The 14,119-nt window shown below is 64.0% G+C and carries 12 protein-coding genes and 1 pseudogene; 9 read left to right on the top strand and 4 right to left on the bottom strand.

What is annotated here, in order from left to right; translation table 11 throughout:
- Positions 1-31: 31 nt before the first annotated feature.
- Positions 32-2,149: a 3-hydroxyacyl-CoA dehydrogenase NAD-binding domain-containing protein gene (locus tag AB4Y34_RS01710; RefSeq protein WP_368715047.1), complete on the bottom strand. Its 2,118-nt coding sequence runs from the start codon at positions 2,147-2,149 to the stop codon at positions 32-34.
- 114 nt (positions 2,150-2,263) lie between these two features.
- Complete coding sequence (locus AB4Y34_RS01705) at positions 2,264-3,175, bottom strand: LysR family transcriptional regulator (protein WP_368715046.1); 912 nt, start codon at positions 3,173-3,175, stop codon at positions 2,264-2,266.
- Positions 3,176-3,426: 251 nt separating this feature from the next.
- Between AB4Y34_RS01705 and AB4Y34_RS01700 the strand changes: the two are divergent.
- Positions 3,427-4,110: pseudogene (locus AB4Y34_RS01700) on the top strand (MFS transporter); the annotation flags it as partial.
- On the opposite strand, the gene AB4Y34_RS01695 reads toward AB4Y34_RS01700, so the two are convergent.
- Positions 4,058-4,738: a DJ-1/PfpI family protein gene (locus tag AB4Y34_RS01695; protein WP_368715045.1), complete on the bottom strand. Its 681-nt coding sequence runs from the start codon at positions 4,736-4,738 to the stop codon at positions 4,058-4,060. The pseudogene AB4Y34_RS01700 and the gene AB4Y34_RS01695 sit on opposite strands and share 53 nt — an antisense overlap.
- An 82-nt stretch (positions 4,739-4,820) precedes the next feature.
- Here AB4Y34_RS01695 and AB4Y34_RS01690 point away from each other — a divergent pair, with 82 nt between their 5' ends.
- Positions 4,821-6,149 carry a PLP-dependent aminotransferase family protein gene (locus AB4Y34_RS01690; RefSeq protein WP_368715044.1) on the top strand — a complete coding sequence of 443 codons (1,329 nt, stop codon included), beginning with the start codon at positions 4,821-4,823 and terminating at the stop codon, positions 6,147-6,149.
- A 29-nt stretch (positions 6,150-6,178) separates the two neighbouring features.
- Here AB4Y34_RS01690 and AB4Y34_RS01685 read toward each other — a convergent pair whose 3' ends face one another.
- Positions 6,179-7,126, bottom strand: a complete 948-nt coding sequence (locus AB4Y34_RS01685) for a GlxA family transcriptional regulator (protein WP_176385507.1) — start codon at positions 7,124-7,126, stop codon at positions 6,179-6,181.
- A gap of 208 nt (positions 7,127-7,334) precedes the next feature.
- Here AB4Y34_RS01685 and AB4Y34_RS01680 point away from each other — a divergent pair, with 208 nt between their 5' ends.
- From AB4Y34_RS01680 to AB4Y34_RS01650, 7 genes are all read left to right on the top strand, one after another.
- Positions 7,335-8,618, top strand: coding sequence for an epoxide hydrolase family protein (locus AB4Y34_RS01680; protein WP_368715043.1), 1,284 nt, complete (start codon positions 7,335-7,337; stop codon positions 8,616-8,618).
- 40 nt (positions 8,619-8,658) lie between these two features.
- Positions 8,659-9,702, top strand: a complete 1,044-nt coding sequence (locus tag AB4Y34_RS01675; protein WP_368715042.1) for an alpha/beta fold hydrolase — start codon at positions 8,659-8,661, stop codon at positions 9,700-9,702.
- 240 nt (positions 9,703-9,942) lie between these two features.
- A complete protein-coding gene (locus tag AB4Y34_RS01670; protein ID WP_176123973.1) occupies positions 9,943-10,395 on the top strand; it encodes a MaoC family dehydratase in 453 nt (150 codons plus the stop codon).
- Positions 10,396-10,430: 35 nt separating this feature from the next.
- Complete coding sequence (locus tag AB4Y34_RS01665; protein WP_176385513.1) at positions 10,431-11,141, top strand: flavin reductase family protein; 711 nt, start codon at positions 10,431-10,433, stop codon at positions 11,139-11,141.
- A gap of 33 nt (positions 11,142-11,174) precedes the next feature.
- Positions 11,175-12,356, top strand: a complete 1,182-nt coding sequence (locus AB4Y34_RS01660; protein WP_368715041.1) for an alpha/beta fold hydrolase — start codon at positions 11,175-11,177, stop codon at positions 12,354-12,356.
- The gene (locus AB4Y34_RS01655) at positions 12,343-13,284 is read left to right on the top strand and encodes an alpha/beta hydrolase (protein ID WP_368715169.1); all 942 of its coding nucleotides are present in this window, start codon (positions 12,343-12,345) and stop codon (positions 13,282-13,284) included. Before AB4Y34_RS01660 ends, AB4Y34_RS01655 begins: the two co-directional genes overlap by 14 nt.
- 29 nt (positions 13,285-13,313) lie before the next feature.
- Positions 13,314-14,102 carry an enoyl-CoA hydratase/isomerase family protein gene (locus AB4Y34_RS01650; protein WP_368715040.1) on the top strand — a complete coding sequence of 263 codons (789 nt, stop codon included), beginning with the start codon at positions 13,314-13,316 and terminating at the stop codon, positions 14,100-14,102.
- The last annotated feature ends 17 nt before the right edge of the window (positions 14,103-14,119 follow it).

Raw genomic sequence — 14,119 nt, 5'->3', positions numbered from 1 at the left:
ATGTCGGGTTCAAGCTTGGTTCAAGCGAGGTTCAAGCGGATTGATTGAGGCTCGCGAGCGTCGCGCCGCGTTCGACCAGCTCGACGATGAGCGGCGACGGCTGCCAGAAGACCGGATCTTCTTTCGCGAACTCGCGGATATCGGCAAGCACATTGGCGAGGCCGACGCTATCGGCATATTTCATCGGCCCGCCGCGATGACGCGGAAAGCCGTAGCCGTGAAGAAACGTGACGTCCACGTCGAGCGGCCGCAACGCGATGCCTTCATGCACGACGTTCGCGCCTTCGTTGATCATCGCCGCCATGTAGCGACGCATGATTTCGTCATCGGTGAAGGTGCGCGGCGTGATGTTGGCGCGCTCGCGCTCGGCGTCGATGATCGCTTCGACGTCGGGATCGGGTTGGCCGGTGCGCGCGCCATCGGCATACAGGTAATAGCCGCGGCCGGTTTTCTGCCCGAACCAGCCGCGCTCGCAGATACGATCGGCGATCTGCACGTAGCGCAGCTTCGGATCGCGCGTGGCGGCGCGGCGCTTGCGCGTGGCCCAGCCGATGTCGCCTCCCGCGAGGTCCGACACCTGGAACGGTCCCATCGGAAAACCGAATTCGCGCACCGCGCGGTCGATCTGATACGGCGACGCGCCGTCTTCCATCATGTGGTCCGCGGCCGCGCGATAGATCGCCAGCACGCGATTGCCGATGAAGCCATCGCATACGCCTGCGCGCACCGGCACCTTGCGCAGCTTCTTCGCGAGATCGAACGCCGTGGCGACCACATCGGCGCTGACCTGCGCGGGCACCACGACTTCCAGCAACTTCATCAGGTTCGCCGGAGAGAAGAAGTGAAGGCCGATCACATCGGCGGGGCGCGAGATACTCGCGGCGATCGCGTCGATGTCGAGATACGACGTGTTGCTCGCGAGCACCGCGCCCGGCTTGCATACGCGATCGAGTTCGGAGAACACGGCCTCTTTCACGGCCATGTCTTCGAAGACCGCTTCGATGACGAGATCGACGGCGCCAAGGGCATCATAGGAAGTGCTGCCATCGAAGCGCGCGAGAAGCGCCGCTTTGGCTTGCGGTGTCATGCGGCCTTTGGCGATCAGCGCGTCGTACACCGTGTCGACGTGCGCGCAGCCGCGTGCGAGCGATGCATCGTCGCGTTCGATCATCGTCACGGACAGTCCCGCATCGAGCAGCGACACCGCGATACCCGCGCCCATCGTGCCGCCCCCGATCACACCGACGCTTGCAATCGCGCGCGGCTTCGCCTTGCGCGATTCCGGCGCCTTCTGTGCGGCACGCTCAGCGAAGAACGCATGAACCAGGCCCGCGCGCTGCGGACTGTCGAGACATTGCAGAAACAGTTGACGTTCGTGGCGCAGGCCATCGTCGAAGGACATTTCGAGCGCGGCTTGCACTGCATCGACGATCTTCAGTGGGGAGAAAAGTTGCCGCGACCGCTGCGACACTTCAACGCGTGCGGCTTCGATCGCCGCGCGGCTCGCCGCTCGATCCGCGAGTCCTCGTGCATCGCAGGTGCGACGCACCGGGGCACGTGCCGTCAGCAATGAACGCGCATACGCGAGGCCTTCGGCCAACACGTCAGCGCTCGCGCCGACACGATCGATCAGGCCGAGCGCGTGCGCTTCATTCGCGCCGACGTGACGGCCGCTCAACATCAGTTCGAGCGCGGCCTTGGCGCCGAGCAGACGCGGCATGCGTTGCGTGCCTCCCGCGCCCGGCAACAGGCCTAGCGTTACTTCAGGCAAGCCGAGCTTCGCGTCGGACAAGGCGATCCGATAATGCGCCGCCAGCGCGACTTCCAGTCCGCCGCCGAGCGCCGCACCGTGAATCGCGGCAACGACGAGCTTCGCGCTGGCTTCGATCCGGTTGCACACTTCCGGGAGCGACGGCGGCACGGGCGGATTGCCGAACTCGCGAATATCCGCGCCGCCGATGAAGTTGCGGCCGGCGCCGATCAACAGAATGGCTTTGACATCGGGATTGTGTTGCGCGGCTTCAATGGCGGTGCGCAGTTCGGACCGCACCTTCGCGCCGAGAGCGTTGACCGGCGGATTGTCGACGCTGACGACGAGAATGCCGTCGCGCAGTTCATGCCTTACGGCAGCCGTAGAAGCTTCTGGCATCGCCCTTGTCTCCATGTCATGGGTGTAGGGCGATTGTGGAAGGCAGCTACCGCATTGACAATCCAACTGGCAATTGACGAACTGTTAACTGAAACTTGACGCAGCGCGCCCGCTTCAATCCCAGGCTTTCGCGAGCGCCACGACTTCAGCGCGCAGATAGTCGATCAGCGCCTGTGTTGCCGCCGACGGATAGCGATTGGGCAGCGTCACGATATAGAGCGTGTTTTGCGGCCCCGCGACGCGGTATTGCGGCAGGATGCGCAGGAGGCCGCTGCTCGCGGGCGCGAACTCGATGTACGCCGGCAGCAGCCCGACACCAAGGCCTTGCGCCACCGCTTCGGTGAGAAACGGATAGTCCGATGATTGCAGCGCGGGCTGGATCGTGATGTCGTGCCAATCGGCTTCGTTATGCCGGTGCGTAAGCGTCATCGTCACGCGCCTGTCCGGATGCGGCGACGCGACGAACGTCTGCCGTTGAAGATCAGCGGGAGACTCGATCGGACCATGCGCCTGCATGTACTCCGCCGACGCGTAAAGATGCCAGTCGATCGGACAGATATTGCGCGCCACGCAATCGAGCGGTGGCGTGCGCGTGATTCTCAACGCGACATCGACTTCAGCTGCAATCAGGTCTTCGACACGATTGTTGAACGTGACATCGAGTTTGATGCTCTCGTGCGCGCGCGCAAACTCCAGCAGCTTCGAGCCGATGAACATACGGCCAAAGCCCGTCGGCACGCTGATGCGCACACGGCCGCTCAAGGTTTGACCGAGGCTGTCGATCGACGCGCGCGCCGCATGCAGGTCTTCCAGCATGCGCTTGCCGCTGTCGTACAGCATGTGCCCGGCTTGCGTGAGCTCGAAGCTGCGCGTCGAGCGGCGCAGCAATTGCGCGCCCGTTTCGCGTTCCAGCAGCTTGAGCCGCTGGCTGATGTTCGCGCGCGTCATGCCGAGCTTGCGCGCGGCGCCGCTCAAACTGCGAGATTCGACGATCTCGACGAACAGGCCGATGAGGTTCAGGTCCATGGTGCGTGAGCCCGTGGGTTGTGTTTTGATGCGGGAATCGATTCATCATGCAACGCGGCGCCTGTGCGCTAGCGATCGGTCAACTTGGCTTCATCGAGCAGATCGCGCGTCCGGCGTTGCCGGATACGACGGCATTCACCAGGTTGACGTTCGCCGTAGCCAAAAGATAAACGTCGGATTCAGAAAATCGCAATCGGCATTTTGGAAGCGGCTTCCTACTATAGCCAATCATCACACCCGGCCGTATTGCCATGGAAAATTCGTCATCACCCTTCAGTTCGGTCTGGCCGCTGGCTTATGTCGTGGCCGCGACCTTCTTCATCGAGTATCTCGACGCCACGGTCATCGCGACCGCGCTGCCGCAGATGGCGCACTCGTTCGGCGCGAATCTCAGTGCGATCAGTCTCGGTATGAGCGCCTATATGATCGCGCTCGCAGTCTTCATTCCGGCGAGCGGCTGGGTCGCCGATCGCTTTGGATCTCGAACGGTTCATTTTTCGGCCATCGTGACATTCACCGTCGCGTCGTTGTTGTGCGCCATCGCGCAGAACGCGTTCGAGTTCACCGCCGCCCGGGTGTTGCAGGGTATCGGAGGCGCGCTGATGGTGCCGGTCGGACGCCTCGTCGTCGTACGCTTGACCGACAAGCCGCGACTGATGCGAGCCATCAACATGATCACGTGGCCGGGCGTCGTTGCGCCTTTGGTCGGCCCTCCATTGGGTGGACTCGTTACGACATATGCGTCCTGGCGCTGGATCTTTCCGCTCAACCTCCCCGTTTGCATCGCTGCGCTCGCCGCCGTGCTGAAGTGGGTGCCGAACCTGCGCGGCACCGAACGCCGTCCGTTCGATACGATCGGCCCCATGCTCAGCGGTCCGGCGGTCACGGCGATCGTGTATGGCGCCGACCAGGCAAGCCAGCCCGACGCGAATCCAATCTCGGCATGAAAGCGCTGACGACGCCGATTTTCAGAAAAGGCGCGATGTTCGTCATCGCGCGCTCGACGTAGACGTCCTTCTCACCCACGGGCGCGACATATTGAATCGCATTGCGAGCAGCCTCGACGCTCACGAGGCGCGCGATCAGCCATGCCGCGAGATATTGCGACGACAGGCATCCTCCCGCGGTGGCGACGTTCCGGTTCGCCACGAACGGACGATCGAGCACCGCGACACCGGCCTCCTCGACCCACGGTTTCGTGGTCGAGTCCGTGCATGCCGGAACGCCGTCGAGCAGCCCGAGCTTCGCGAGTATCAGCGTGCCAGAGCATTGCGCGCCCAACAGTTGGCGTCCCGGGTCCAACTCGAGCCGTGACATCAGCGCCGCATCCGCCACCACGTCGCGCGTTCGGACGCCGCTGCCCACCAGCACCGCCTGTGCGTCTTTGGCCTCTTCCAGCGACGCCTGCGCCTGAAGAACGACACCGTTCATCGATCGCACATGCGATGTGGGGCTCGCTATCGAGACACGCCAGCCGGGCGCTTTGACCCGGTTCAGAATATTCAGCGCAATCAGCGAGTCGAGTTCGTTGAAGCCGTCGAAGGTCAGGATGGCGATATGCATGGCTTGCTCGCTGAGTAGGGGTGTACTTCCATCGTAGGACCGGGTATCAATACAATCAAATTATTGTCATGGATACATTGCCATGCCCGAGCTGCGCTACAAACATCGCGTCGATCGTTTCGCGGCCGATATCCGCGCGGGCCGTTTGCCGCCCGGAACGCGACTGCCGACGCACCGCGAACTCGCTGCGCGCGAAGGCCTCGCGCTGGTGACGGCCACGCGCGTCTACGCCGAGCTTCAGTCGATGGGCCTCGTGAGCGGCGAAACGCGGCGCGGTACGTTCGTGAAAGAGCCACTGCCGCGTGGCGAAGGTATCGACTTGCACGCGTGGGACGCCGACACGGTCGATCTGAGCTTCAACTACCCGTCGAGTGCCGATCAGGTAGCTTCGTTCAGGGCGGCGCTGCGCGAGCTTGCGGGCGCCGGCAATCTGGCGGCGCTGCTGCGCTACCAGCCCCACGGCGGCCGCGAGCACGAACGCGCGAGCGTCGCGCGTCATCTGGCCAAGGCGGGCCTGAGCGCGACGCCCGATACCGTCCTGCTCGTGAGTGGTGCGCAGCACGGACTGTCGACGACCGCGTTGGCGTTGCTCGAACCCGGCGACGTGGTGGCCGTGGACGCGCTGACCTACCCGGGATTCAAGCTTGCCGCCGAGATCAACCGGCTGGAGCTCGTCGCGATCCCGGCCGCGGGAAACGGTCCGGACCTCGATGCCTTGGCGGCACTTTGCAAGCGGCGGCGGGTACGGGCCGTCTACACGATGCCGACGCTGCACAACCCGCTCGGCTGGGTGATGAGCGCGACGCGCCGTCGTGAACTGGTCGCAATTGCGCGGCGGCATGGACTGCTGGTCATCGAGGATGCCGCGTACGCATTCCTCGTAGAAAACGCGCCACCGCCGCTGGCATCGCTCGCGCCGGAGTTGACCGTCTACGTCTCCAGCCTTTCCAAGAGCGTCGCGACCGGGCTTCGCGTCGGCTTCATGCATGCGCCGGCAAGCTCGATTCCGAAGCTCGAACGAACCATCCGGGCAACCACGTGGAACACGCCGGCGACCCTGACCGCCATCGCATGCGGCTGGATCGAAGACGGCACGGTCGACATGCTCGCGGCCGACAAACGCCGCGACGCCGCGATGCGCCAGGCGATCGCGGCGCGTTTGCTAGCCGGGGTGAAACGGATCGGCCATCCGGTCTCGTACTTTCTGTGGCTCCCGCTTGCTCAGGAAGTGCGCGCGGACGCAATCGCGATGGCTTTGAGGCGCGAGAAGATTGCCGTTTCGACAGCGCACCCGTTCGCCGCGTCGGCGCATGTGCCGCACGCGATCCGGCTCGCGCTCGGCTCGGTCGGCCTAACGACACTCGAGCAATCGCTGCGGACGGTGGCGCGCGTCATTGCCGACCAGACCTAATGATCGTAGACGGTGCGACGCCGTGCGCCTCACCCTAGCGCGGCCGAGCGCGCGTTGCGACGTATCGCCTGTGGCGGTTGGCCGAACGCCCGAGTGAACGCATCGCGCATGCGGCGCGGGTCGGCGAATCCCGTCTGTTGCGCGATCTGTTCGACCGTATGGCGGCTTCGTTCCAGCATGAGGCGCGCCGCTTCGAGACGCAGTCTCTCCACGGCCTTGGCGGGCGATTGCCCCGTCTCCGCCCGGAACGCGCGGCTGAACTGACGCGGGCTGAGACGCGCCACTTCAGCCAGTTGCTCCACCAGCAGCGGTTGCGCGAGATTCTTCCGCGCGTAGGTCAGCGCGGACTGAATGCGGTCGGACTTCGCATCAAGCTCCAGCAACGCTGAATGCTGGGACTGACCACCGGCGCGCCGATGAGAGACGACGAGCGTTTGCGCGACCGATCTCGCAACGTCCACGCCCAGGTCGGCCTCAACTAACGCCAGCCCGAGATCGATCCCCGCTGTCATGCCCGCCGACGTCCAGACCGAACCGTCGACCGCGAAAATCCGGTCTTCCTCCACGCGAATGCGCGGAAAACGCGTGCGCAGCGCGGACGCATAGACCCAGTGCGTGGTGGCGCGCTTGCCGTCGAGCAGACCCGCTTCCGCCAGCACGAAGGCACCCGTGCAAATCGCGGCGACCCGCCGGGCCGTCAGCGCGCTGTGGCGCGCATAGGCGAGCAGCCCCGGGGACGGCCGCGCCGCGCCGGGATCGCCGCCCGTGAACAGGACCGTGTCGAACGCCCGCTCTCCGAAGGGTTCGGTCATCACCGTGGGGCCACCGATCGGTCTGACTGGCTCGCCACGTTCCGACAGCGTGACGATTTCGTAGAACGATTCACCGAATTTCTGATTGGCAAACGAAAACACCGGCTGCGCGGCGAGCGACATGGCGTGAAACCCATCGAACACAACGAACGCGACTGACGGCACGGCGGTTCCTTCGAATGGTGTCCTGAAACCGTAGTTTCTACGTCCTTTGCGATATCGGCGGCCGCTCATATAAATGCGCTATGGATGCACGGATTTGATTGAACGCAAATAAGCGGTACTCAACGATCCTTTCGCACCAGCGGTCGACCGACTCTTTCAGTTCCCATTCTAGTCACCGTTTCCCTATCGCAGGTCAGGAGAACTCCTCATGAAAGGCCTTAAATCCCTTCTTGTCACCGCGCTGATCGCGGCGGCCGCCATTGACAACACGTCCGCGACCGCGCTTGCGGCGCAGGCGCCCGCGACGTCCGCTGCGTCGGCGGACGACACGGCCATCCGCCCGTTCACCGCGCACTTTTCCGACGCGCAACTAGCCGACCTGAAGAAACGCATCGCGCAGACACGCTGGCCGCAACCGGAGACGGTGACGGACCGGTCGCAGGGCGCGCAGCTCGCGAAGCTGCAGGCGCTCGTGCAGTATTGGGGCACCGATTACGACTGGCGCAACGCCGAAGCGAAGCTGAACGCGCTGCCGCAGTACGTCACGACGATCGATGGCGTCGATATTCACTTCATCTGGGTGCGCTCGAAAAATCCCGGTGCGTTACCGCTGATCATGACGCATGGCTGGCCCGGCTCCGTGTTCGAGGAGCTGAAGGTGATCGGACCGTTGACTGACCCGGTAGCGTACGGAGGACGTGCGGAAGATTCGTTCGATCTGGTTCTGCCATCGATGCCCGGATACGGATTTTCGGGTAAGCCGTCGACGGCGGACTGGACGCCAGATCACATCGCGCGAGCATGGGAAGAACTGATGCGGCGCCTCGGCTATCAGCACTACGTCGCACAGGGCGGCGACTGGGGCTCGGTGATCGCCGACAAGATGGCCGCGCAACAGCCGCCGGGCCTGCTCGGCATTCACGTCAACATGCCGGCGACCGTGCCGCCCGAGATCGCAAAGCGGCTGAAGGCAGGCGATCCGCCGCCGCGTGGACTGTCGGACAAGGAGAAAGCCGCCTATCAGTCGCTGAACAATCTGTACACGCGCGGCGGCGGCTATGCGGCGATGATGGTCACACGTCCACAGACGATCGGCTATGCGCTCGCGGACTCCCCGGTCGGACAGGCCGCATGGATGTACGACAAATTCGCGGACTGGACTTACAGCGGCGGCGATCCGGAACGGTCGTTGAGCAAAGACGAGATGCTCGACGACATCACGCTGTACTGGCTGACCAATACCTCCACGTCGGCGGCGCAGCTTTACTGGACCAACAACGCGAACAACTTCAATAGTGTGAACATCTCGATCCCAGCCGCCGTGACCGTGTTTCCCGGCGAGATTTATCAGGCGCCCCGCAGCTGGACCGAGCGCAGCTATCACAACCTCATCTACTTCAACGAAGTGAACAAGGGCGGCCACTTCGCGGCATGGGAACAGCCGCAACTTTTCTCCGAAGAAATTCGCGCTGCCTTCAGGTCGCTGCGCTGATCGCTGCGTCGCACCGCGTAACGTTCGAAGGAGCTTCGTGATGTCGGATGAAATCAACAGGCGTCGTCGACGCCTTCTCGGGAGCGCCGCCATCGGCGTCGGCGCGCTCAACCTCGGATTGAACGGCTGGGCAAATGCCCCGTCGCTTGCAGGAGATAAAAACAGTAGCGGTGCGCCGCGACCCACATCGTTCGCGACGATCAAGCAGATCGACGCCGGCGTGCTGAACATTGGCTACGCCGAAGTGGGACCCGCCGATGGTCCCGTGGTGATCCTGCTTCATGGCTGGCCATACGACATCCACAGCTTTGCCGACACTTCGCTGCGCATCGCATCGGCGGGCTATCGGGTGATCGTTCCACATTTGCGCGGTTACGGCACGACGCGCTTTCTTTCACCCGCGACGATTCGCAATGGTCAGCAATCGGTACTCGCCGTCGACGTCATCGCGCTGATGGATGCGCTAAAGATCCGGCGAGCGATTCTCGGGGGTTTCGACTGGGGAGCGCGCACGGCAAATATCGTCGCCGCACTGTGGCCGCAACGGTGCCAGGCGTTGGTGTCGGTGAGCGGGTATCTGATCGGCAGCCAGAGGGTCGGGAGCAAGCCATTGCCGCCGAAGGCGGAGCTTTCGTGGTGGTATCAGTTCTATTTCGCCACCGAGCGCGGCAGGCAGGGCTATGAAGCGAACCGCAATGACTTTGCGAAGCTGATCTGGCAACTCGCGTCGCCGAAATGGTCCTTCGACGATGCGACGTTCGCGCGCTCGGCGGCCGCGTTCGAGAATCCGGACCATGTTGCTGTCGTGATCGACAATTACCGTTGGCGTTTGGGTTTGTCGAGTGGCGAGCCTCAATACGACGCGCTGGAGAAGCGCCTCGCAGCGGCACCTGTCATTAGCGTGCCGACGATCGCGCTGGAAGGCGATGCGAACGGCGCCCCTCATCCGGAGCCCGCGTCGTATGCGGGGAAATTCGTCGGCAGATACGCGCAACGTACTATCGGGGGCGGCATTGGTCACAACTTGCCCCAGGAGGCACCGCAGGCGTTTGCGGACGCGATAGTCGAAGTGGCTCGCTACTAGCTTCGAAACGTGCATGTTCGCGCACCTCGGTATGCGGCGCGCGAACATGCACTCGAGCGGCTAACCTCGCGGCCACCCGGGCCGCCCGCAACACGTTCGATTATTGATCCGCCTGAAATAATCCATTCAGCGGCACCCTCTTACTCCTCGCCGAGCCCTTCCCTACAGTAGCTGCACGACACACGGGATACCAACGCTACCAGCCGGTCTCCCGCATCCCTGGCTCAAGAGGAGACGCTCATGAATCGGCAGGCGCTTTATTTCGACGACCTCAAGGTCGGCGACACCTCCATCACCGGCACGTACGAAGTCAGCGCGGCCGCTATCAAGCGGTTCGCCGCGGAGTTCGATCCGCAGCCATTCCATCTCGACGAGGAAGCCGCCCGCGGCACCATGTTCGGCGGCCTCGCAGCGAGTGGCTGGCATACCGCGGCGATCACGATGCGTCTGCTCGTCAGCGAGGGCCCGAAGCTGATCAACGGCGTACTCGGAGCCGGCTGCGAAGTCGAATGGAAGACGCCGACGCGCCCCGGCGACATCCTGCACGTGGAAAGCGAAGTGGTGGAACTGATCCCTTCGCGCTCACGCACCGATCGCGGAACCGTCGCGCTGCGATCGAAAACGATCAATCAGCACGGCCAGATCGTGCAGGACATGACCGCAAAACTGATCGTCGCACGCCGGCCTGCGTAACGCCGATTGCCCGTCACTTCGCAAGGACCTCCATCATGATCGTCGATCCCTCCACCCAGGACGCCGCCGCGAACTACAAGCTGTTGATCGGCTCGATTCTGCCGCGCGCCATTGCGTGGGTCAGCACGCTTTCGAAAGACGGCGTCGCGAACCTCGCGCCAATATCGTTCTTCACCGCGGTCGGCCGCAAGCCGCCGATGATCTCGATCTCGATGCAACCGCGCTCGGACGGCATCACGCTGAAGGACACATTCGTCAACATTCGCGACACTGGCGAGTTCGTCGTCAACATCGTCAATCTCGAACTCGCGGATGCGATGCACCGCAGCGCTTTCGAATTCCCGTCCGACGTCGACGAGTTCGAAGCAGTTGGCCTGGAAAAGGCGGCATCGCTGATGGTCCGGCCGCCGCGCGTGAAGGCCGCGCCCATCGCGCTCGAATGCAAAGTCGATCGGATCATCCCGATCGGCGACCAGCACGACCACGTTGTGTTCGGCGAAGTGCTGCGCTTTCAGATCCGCGACGACCTTTACCTCGATCGCGGCCGCATCGACACCGCCGCACTGCAAGCCGTCGGTCGCCTTGCCGCCGAATACACGGTCGTGCAAAGCGCGTTCACGACGCCGCTCGACCCGCAGGTGCTCGCGCGGCTCCAGGACCGCCGCATCGGCCGGCTCGATGACTTCGCGGACGGTTACTCGCCGATCGACGCGGCGAACTGGTCCGCATCCGGCGCGACACGCTGATTTTCAATTCCACCAGCCTGACAGGGAACATCCATGAATCCCACTCATCCGAGCCGGCCCTTGCTCGTGTTTATCCACGGATTCCTCGACGGCGCCGCAGTCTGGGACGACCTCGCGCGGCATCTCGGCGAGCGCGCATCCGGCGCACTGTGCGTCGATTTGCCGGGAATGGGGGCGCGCGCCGCCGACCCCGGCCCATACAGTCTCGATCGTTTCGCCGCGGACATCACGACGCAGATCCGCGCGCTGTCGCGGCCGGTGGTGCTGATCGGTCATAGCATGGGAGCGCAGATCGCCGAGCTCGCCGCGGTACGGCTAAACGAGCAGGTACGAGGCCTCGTGCTTCTGACGCCGGTGCCGTTGCGCGGCACCCGTCTGGCGGCCGAAGCGATGCGCGGGTTTCATGCGCTTGGCGGCGATCCGGCGGCGCAACGCGAGTTACGTCGCCACGTGTCGGTGAATCTGGACGACGCTCAACTCGAGCGGCTTGGGCAACTGGGCGACCGTGTCGATGCAAACGCAGCAGGCACTTTCGCCGACCTCTGGAACGAGGGCCATCCCATGGGTGCGAACCCTTCGCGATACCTTGGCCCGGTGCTGATCATTCGTGGCGATGGAGACACCTTCGCCACGGCCGAATTGATCTCGGTCGGCGTAACGCCACGATTCAGGGCCCCGCACGTCGCATCGATCGCGCGCGCCGGCCACTGGCCGCACGTCGAGCAACCCGCCGCGATCGCGCATGCCGTCGGATCTTTTCTCGCGAACATCGAGCGCAACGTCGCTGTGCTGAACGCTCCGGACGTGCCGGTGTCACCGCAAGGATGGACCCGCGCGTTCGGGCAGAAATCCGCCGATGCGTTCGCCGACACGTTTTCGCCCGATGTGATGCTCGAAGCGAGCGTACTCGCGAAGCCAGCCGTCGGCATCGATCAGGTCAAGACCGTCATGACCACCGCGAGCCGGATCTATGAGTCGCTCTTGTTCACGCACGAGGCGCACAGCGGGCTGCGCGATTACCTCGAATGGGAAGTGCAGGCCTTCGGCGGCGAACAGATGCGCGGCATTACCGTCCTGACGAAGAATCCGCAAGGCAAGATCGTGCACGTGGCGATCCATCATCGTCCGCTCGGCGGTGCGCTCAGATTCTCGGCCGAACTCGGCCATCGTTTGCAAGGCGTGGTCGACGGGAGCCTCTTTTATCGCAGCGCGTAATCCGCGCGCTGAGTCACATTCACTGGAGATTGAAATGGTGAAACGTACCGACGTTGAATTCGAAGTGGACGGCGGCGTCAAGCTGCGCGGCTGGCTGTTCGTTCCCGCCGGCGGTGGACGCCGCCCCGCGATCACGATGGCCCATGGCTACGCGGGTGTGAAGGAACACGGACTCGAACCGTTCGCGCGCGCTTTCGCGGAAGCCGGTTTCGTCGTGCTGCTGCACGATCATCGCGGCTTCGGCGCGAGCGAAGGCACGCCCCGTCACGACATCGATCCGTGGCGTCAGATCGCGGACTGGCGGCGCGCGATCAGCTTCCTCGAAACTCTTGACGTCGTCGATCCGAAGCGGATCGGCCTGTGGGGCACGAGCTACGCGGGCGGTCACGCGATCTTGCTCGGCGCGACCGAGCGTCGCCTGCGCTGCGTCGTCGCGCAAGTACCGACGATCAGCGGCTACGAACAGGGGCTGCGCCGCATTGCGCCGGAGAATGTCGCTGCCCTCGAAGAAGCGTTTGCCGATGACGATCGCGCGCAACTGCGCGGCGAGCCGCCGCGGCGTCAGGCGGTCGTCAGTAGCGATCCCGCGGTTGCCGCGTCGTATCGAGCGAAAGACGCGCTCGAATTCTATTTGCAGCCGCTGCCGGATGGTGCCTGGGAAAACAACGTCACGGCTCGCTCGACGCGTGCCGCACGAATGTACGAGCCGGGCCAATGGATCGCGCGCGTTTCGCCAACCCCGCTGTTGATGGTGGTCGCGACGCGCGACGCGATCACGTTGACCGACCTCGAACTCGCAGCCTACGAACGCGCGCTGCAGCCCAAGCGGCTCGTGACGATCGAAGGAGGACACTTCGACCCGTATCTGTCGCAGTTCCGCCTTTCCAGCGAAGCCGCTGTCGAGTGGTTCAAACAACACCTCGCCTAACGTCCATCCTCACGACAAAGGATCTCTCCATGGCTCACCTGACTGTCAATTTCGACGAAGGCCTCGCGACAATCGTAATCGATCGCCCTCCTCAAAATCGCATCGACGACCAGATGATCGACGAGCTGGCCGCAGCAGTCACCACGATCGAGCGCAGCGACGCGCGCGCTCTGCTCGTGCGCAGCGAAGGCGAAAACTTCTCGTTCGGCGGCGACATCATGACGTGGCCCGATGCGAACGCGCGCGAGCTGCGTGCGCGCTTCGACCACTACATGTCCGTGTTTAACCGCTTCGAGCGTCTTCCGGTGCCGGTCGTCGCCGCTGTGCAAGGACTGTGCTTCGGCGGCGGCTTCGAACTCGCGCTGCGCGCGGACGTGATCCTCGCGGCCGAATCCGCGACGTTCGGCCATCCCGAACAGACGCTCGGCATCGTCACCGTGCTCGGCGGCATCTATCGGGTCGCGGAGCGCGCGGGGCGATCGCGTGCATCCGAGTGGGCGCTGACATCGGAGAAAGTCCCGGCCGCGACGATGGAACGCTTTGGCATCGTCAATCGCGTCGTTGCCGACGCCAATCTGCTGAAGGCTGCAGCCGATTTCGCGCGCAAGCTCGCACACGGCCCCACGCGCGCCTATGCCGCGCACAAGGCGCTGCTGCGCGCGTGGGCGGTGGGCGGCGTCGCGGCCGCTGACGAAGCGATGTTCGACATCGCGATGCCCTTGTTCGAATCCGACGACGCACAGCGCGGCATCCGTTCCGCCGTCGAGGCGCTGAAGGCCGGACGTCCGAGGCCGGTCATGGACTTCACCGGTCAATAGCAGCGGGGCACGCGATT

Origin of the sequence: Paraburkholderia sp. BR10954 (assembly GCF_040965775.1) — a bacterium.
In the GTDB taxonomy this organism is placed as follows: Bacteria; Pseudomonadota; Gammaproteobacteria; order Burkholderiales; family Burkholderiaceae; genus Paraburkholderia; species Paraburkholderia youngii.
The sequence above is the reverse complement of the archived record's forward strand: the minus strand, read 5'-3'. Positions and strand labels throughout refer to the sequence as shown.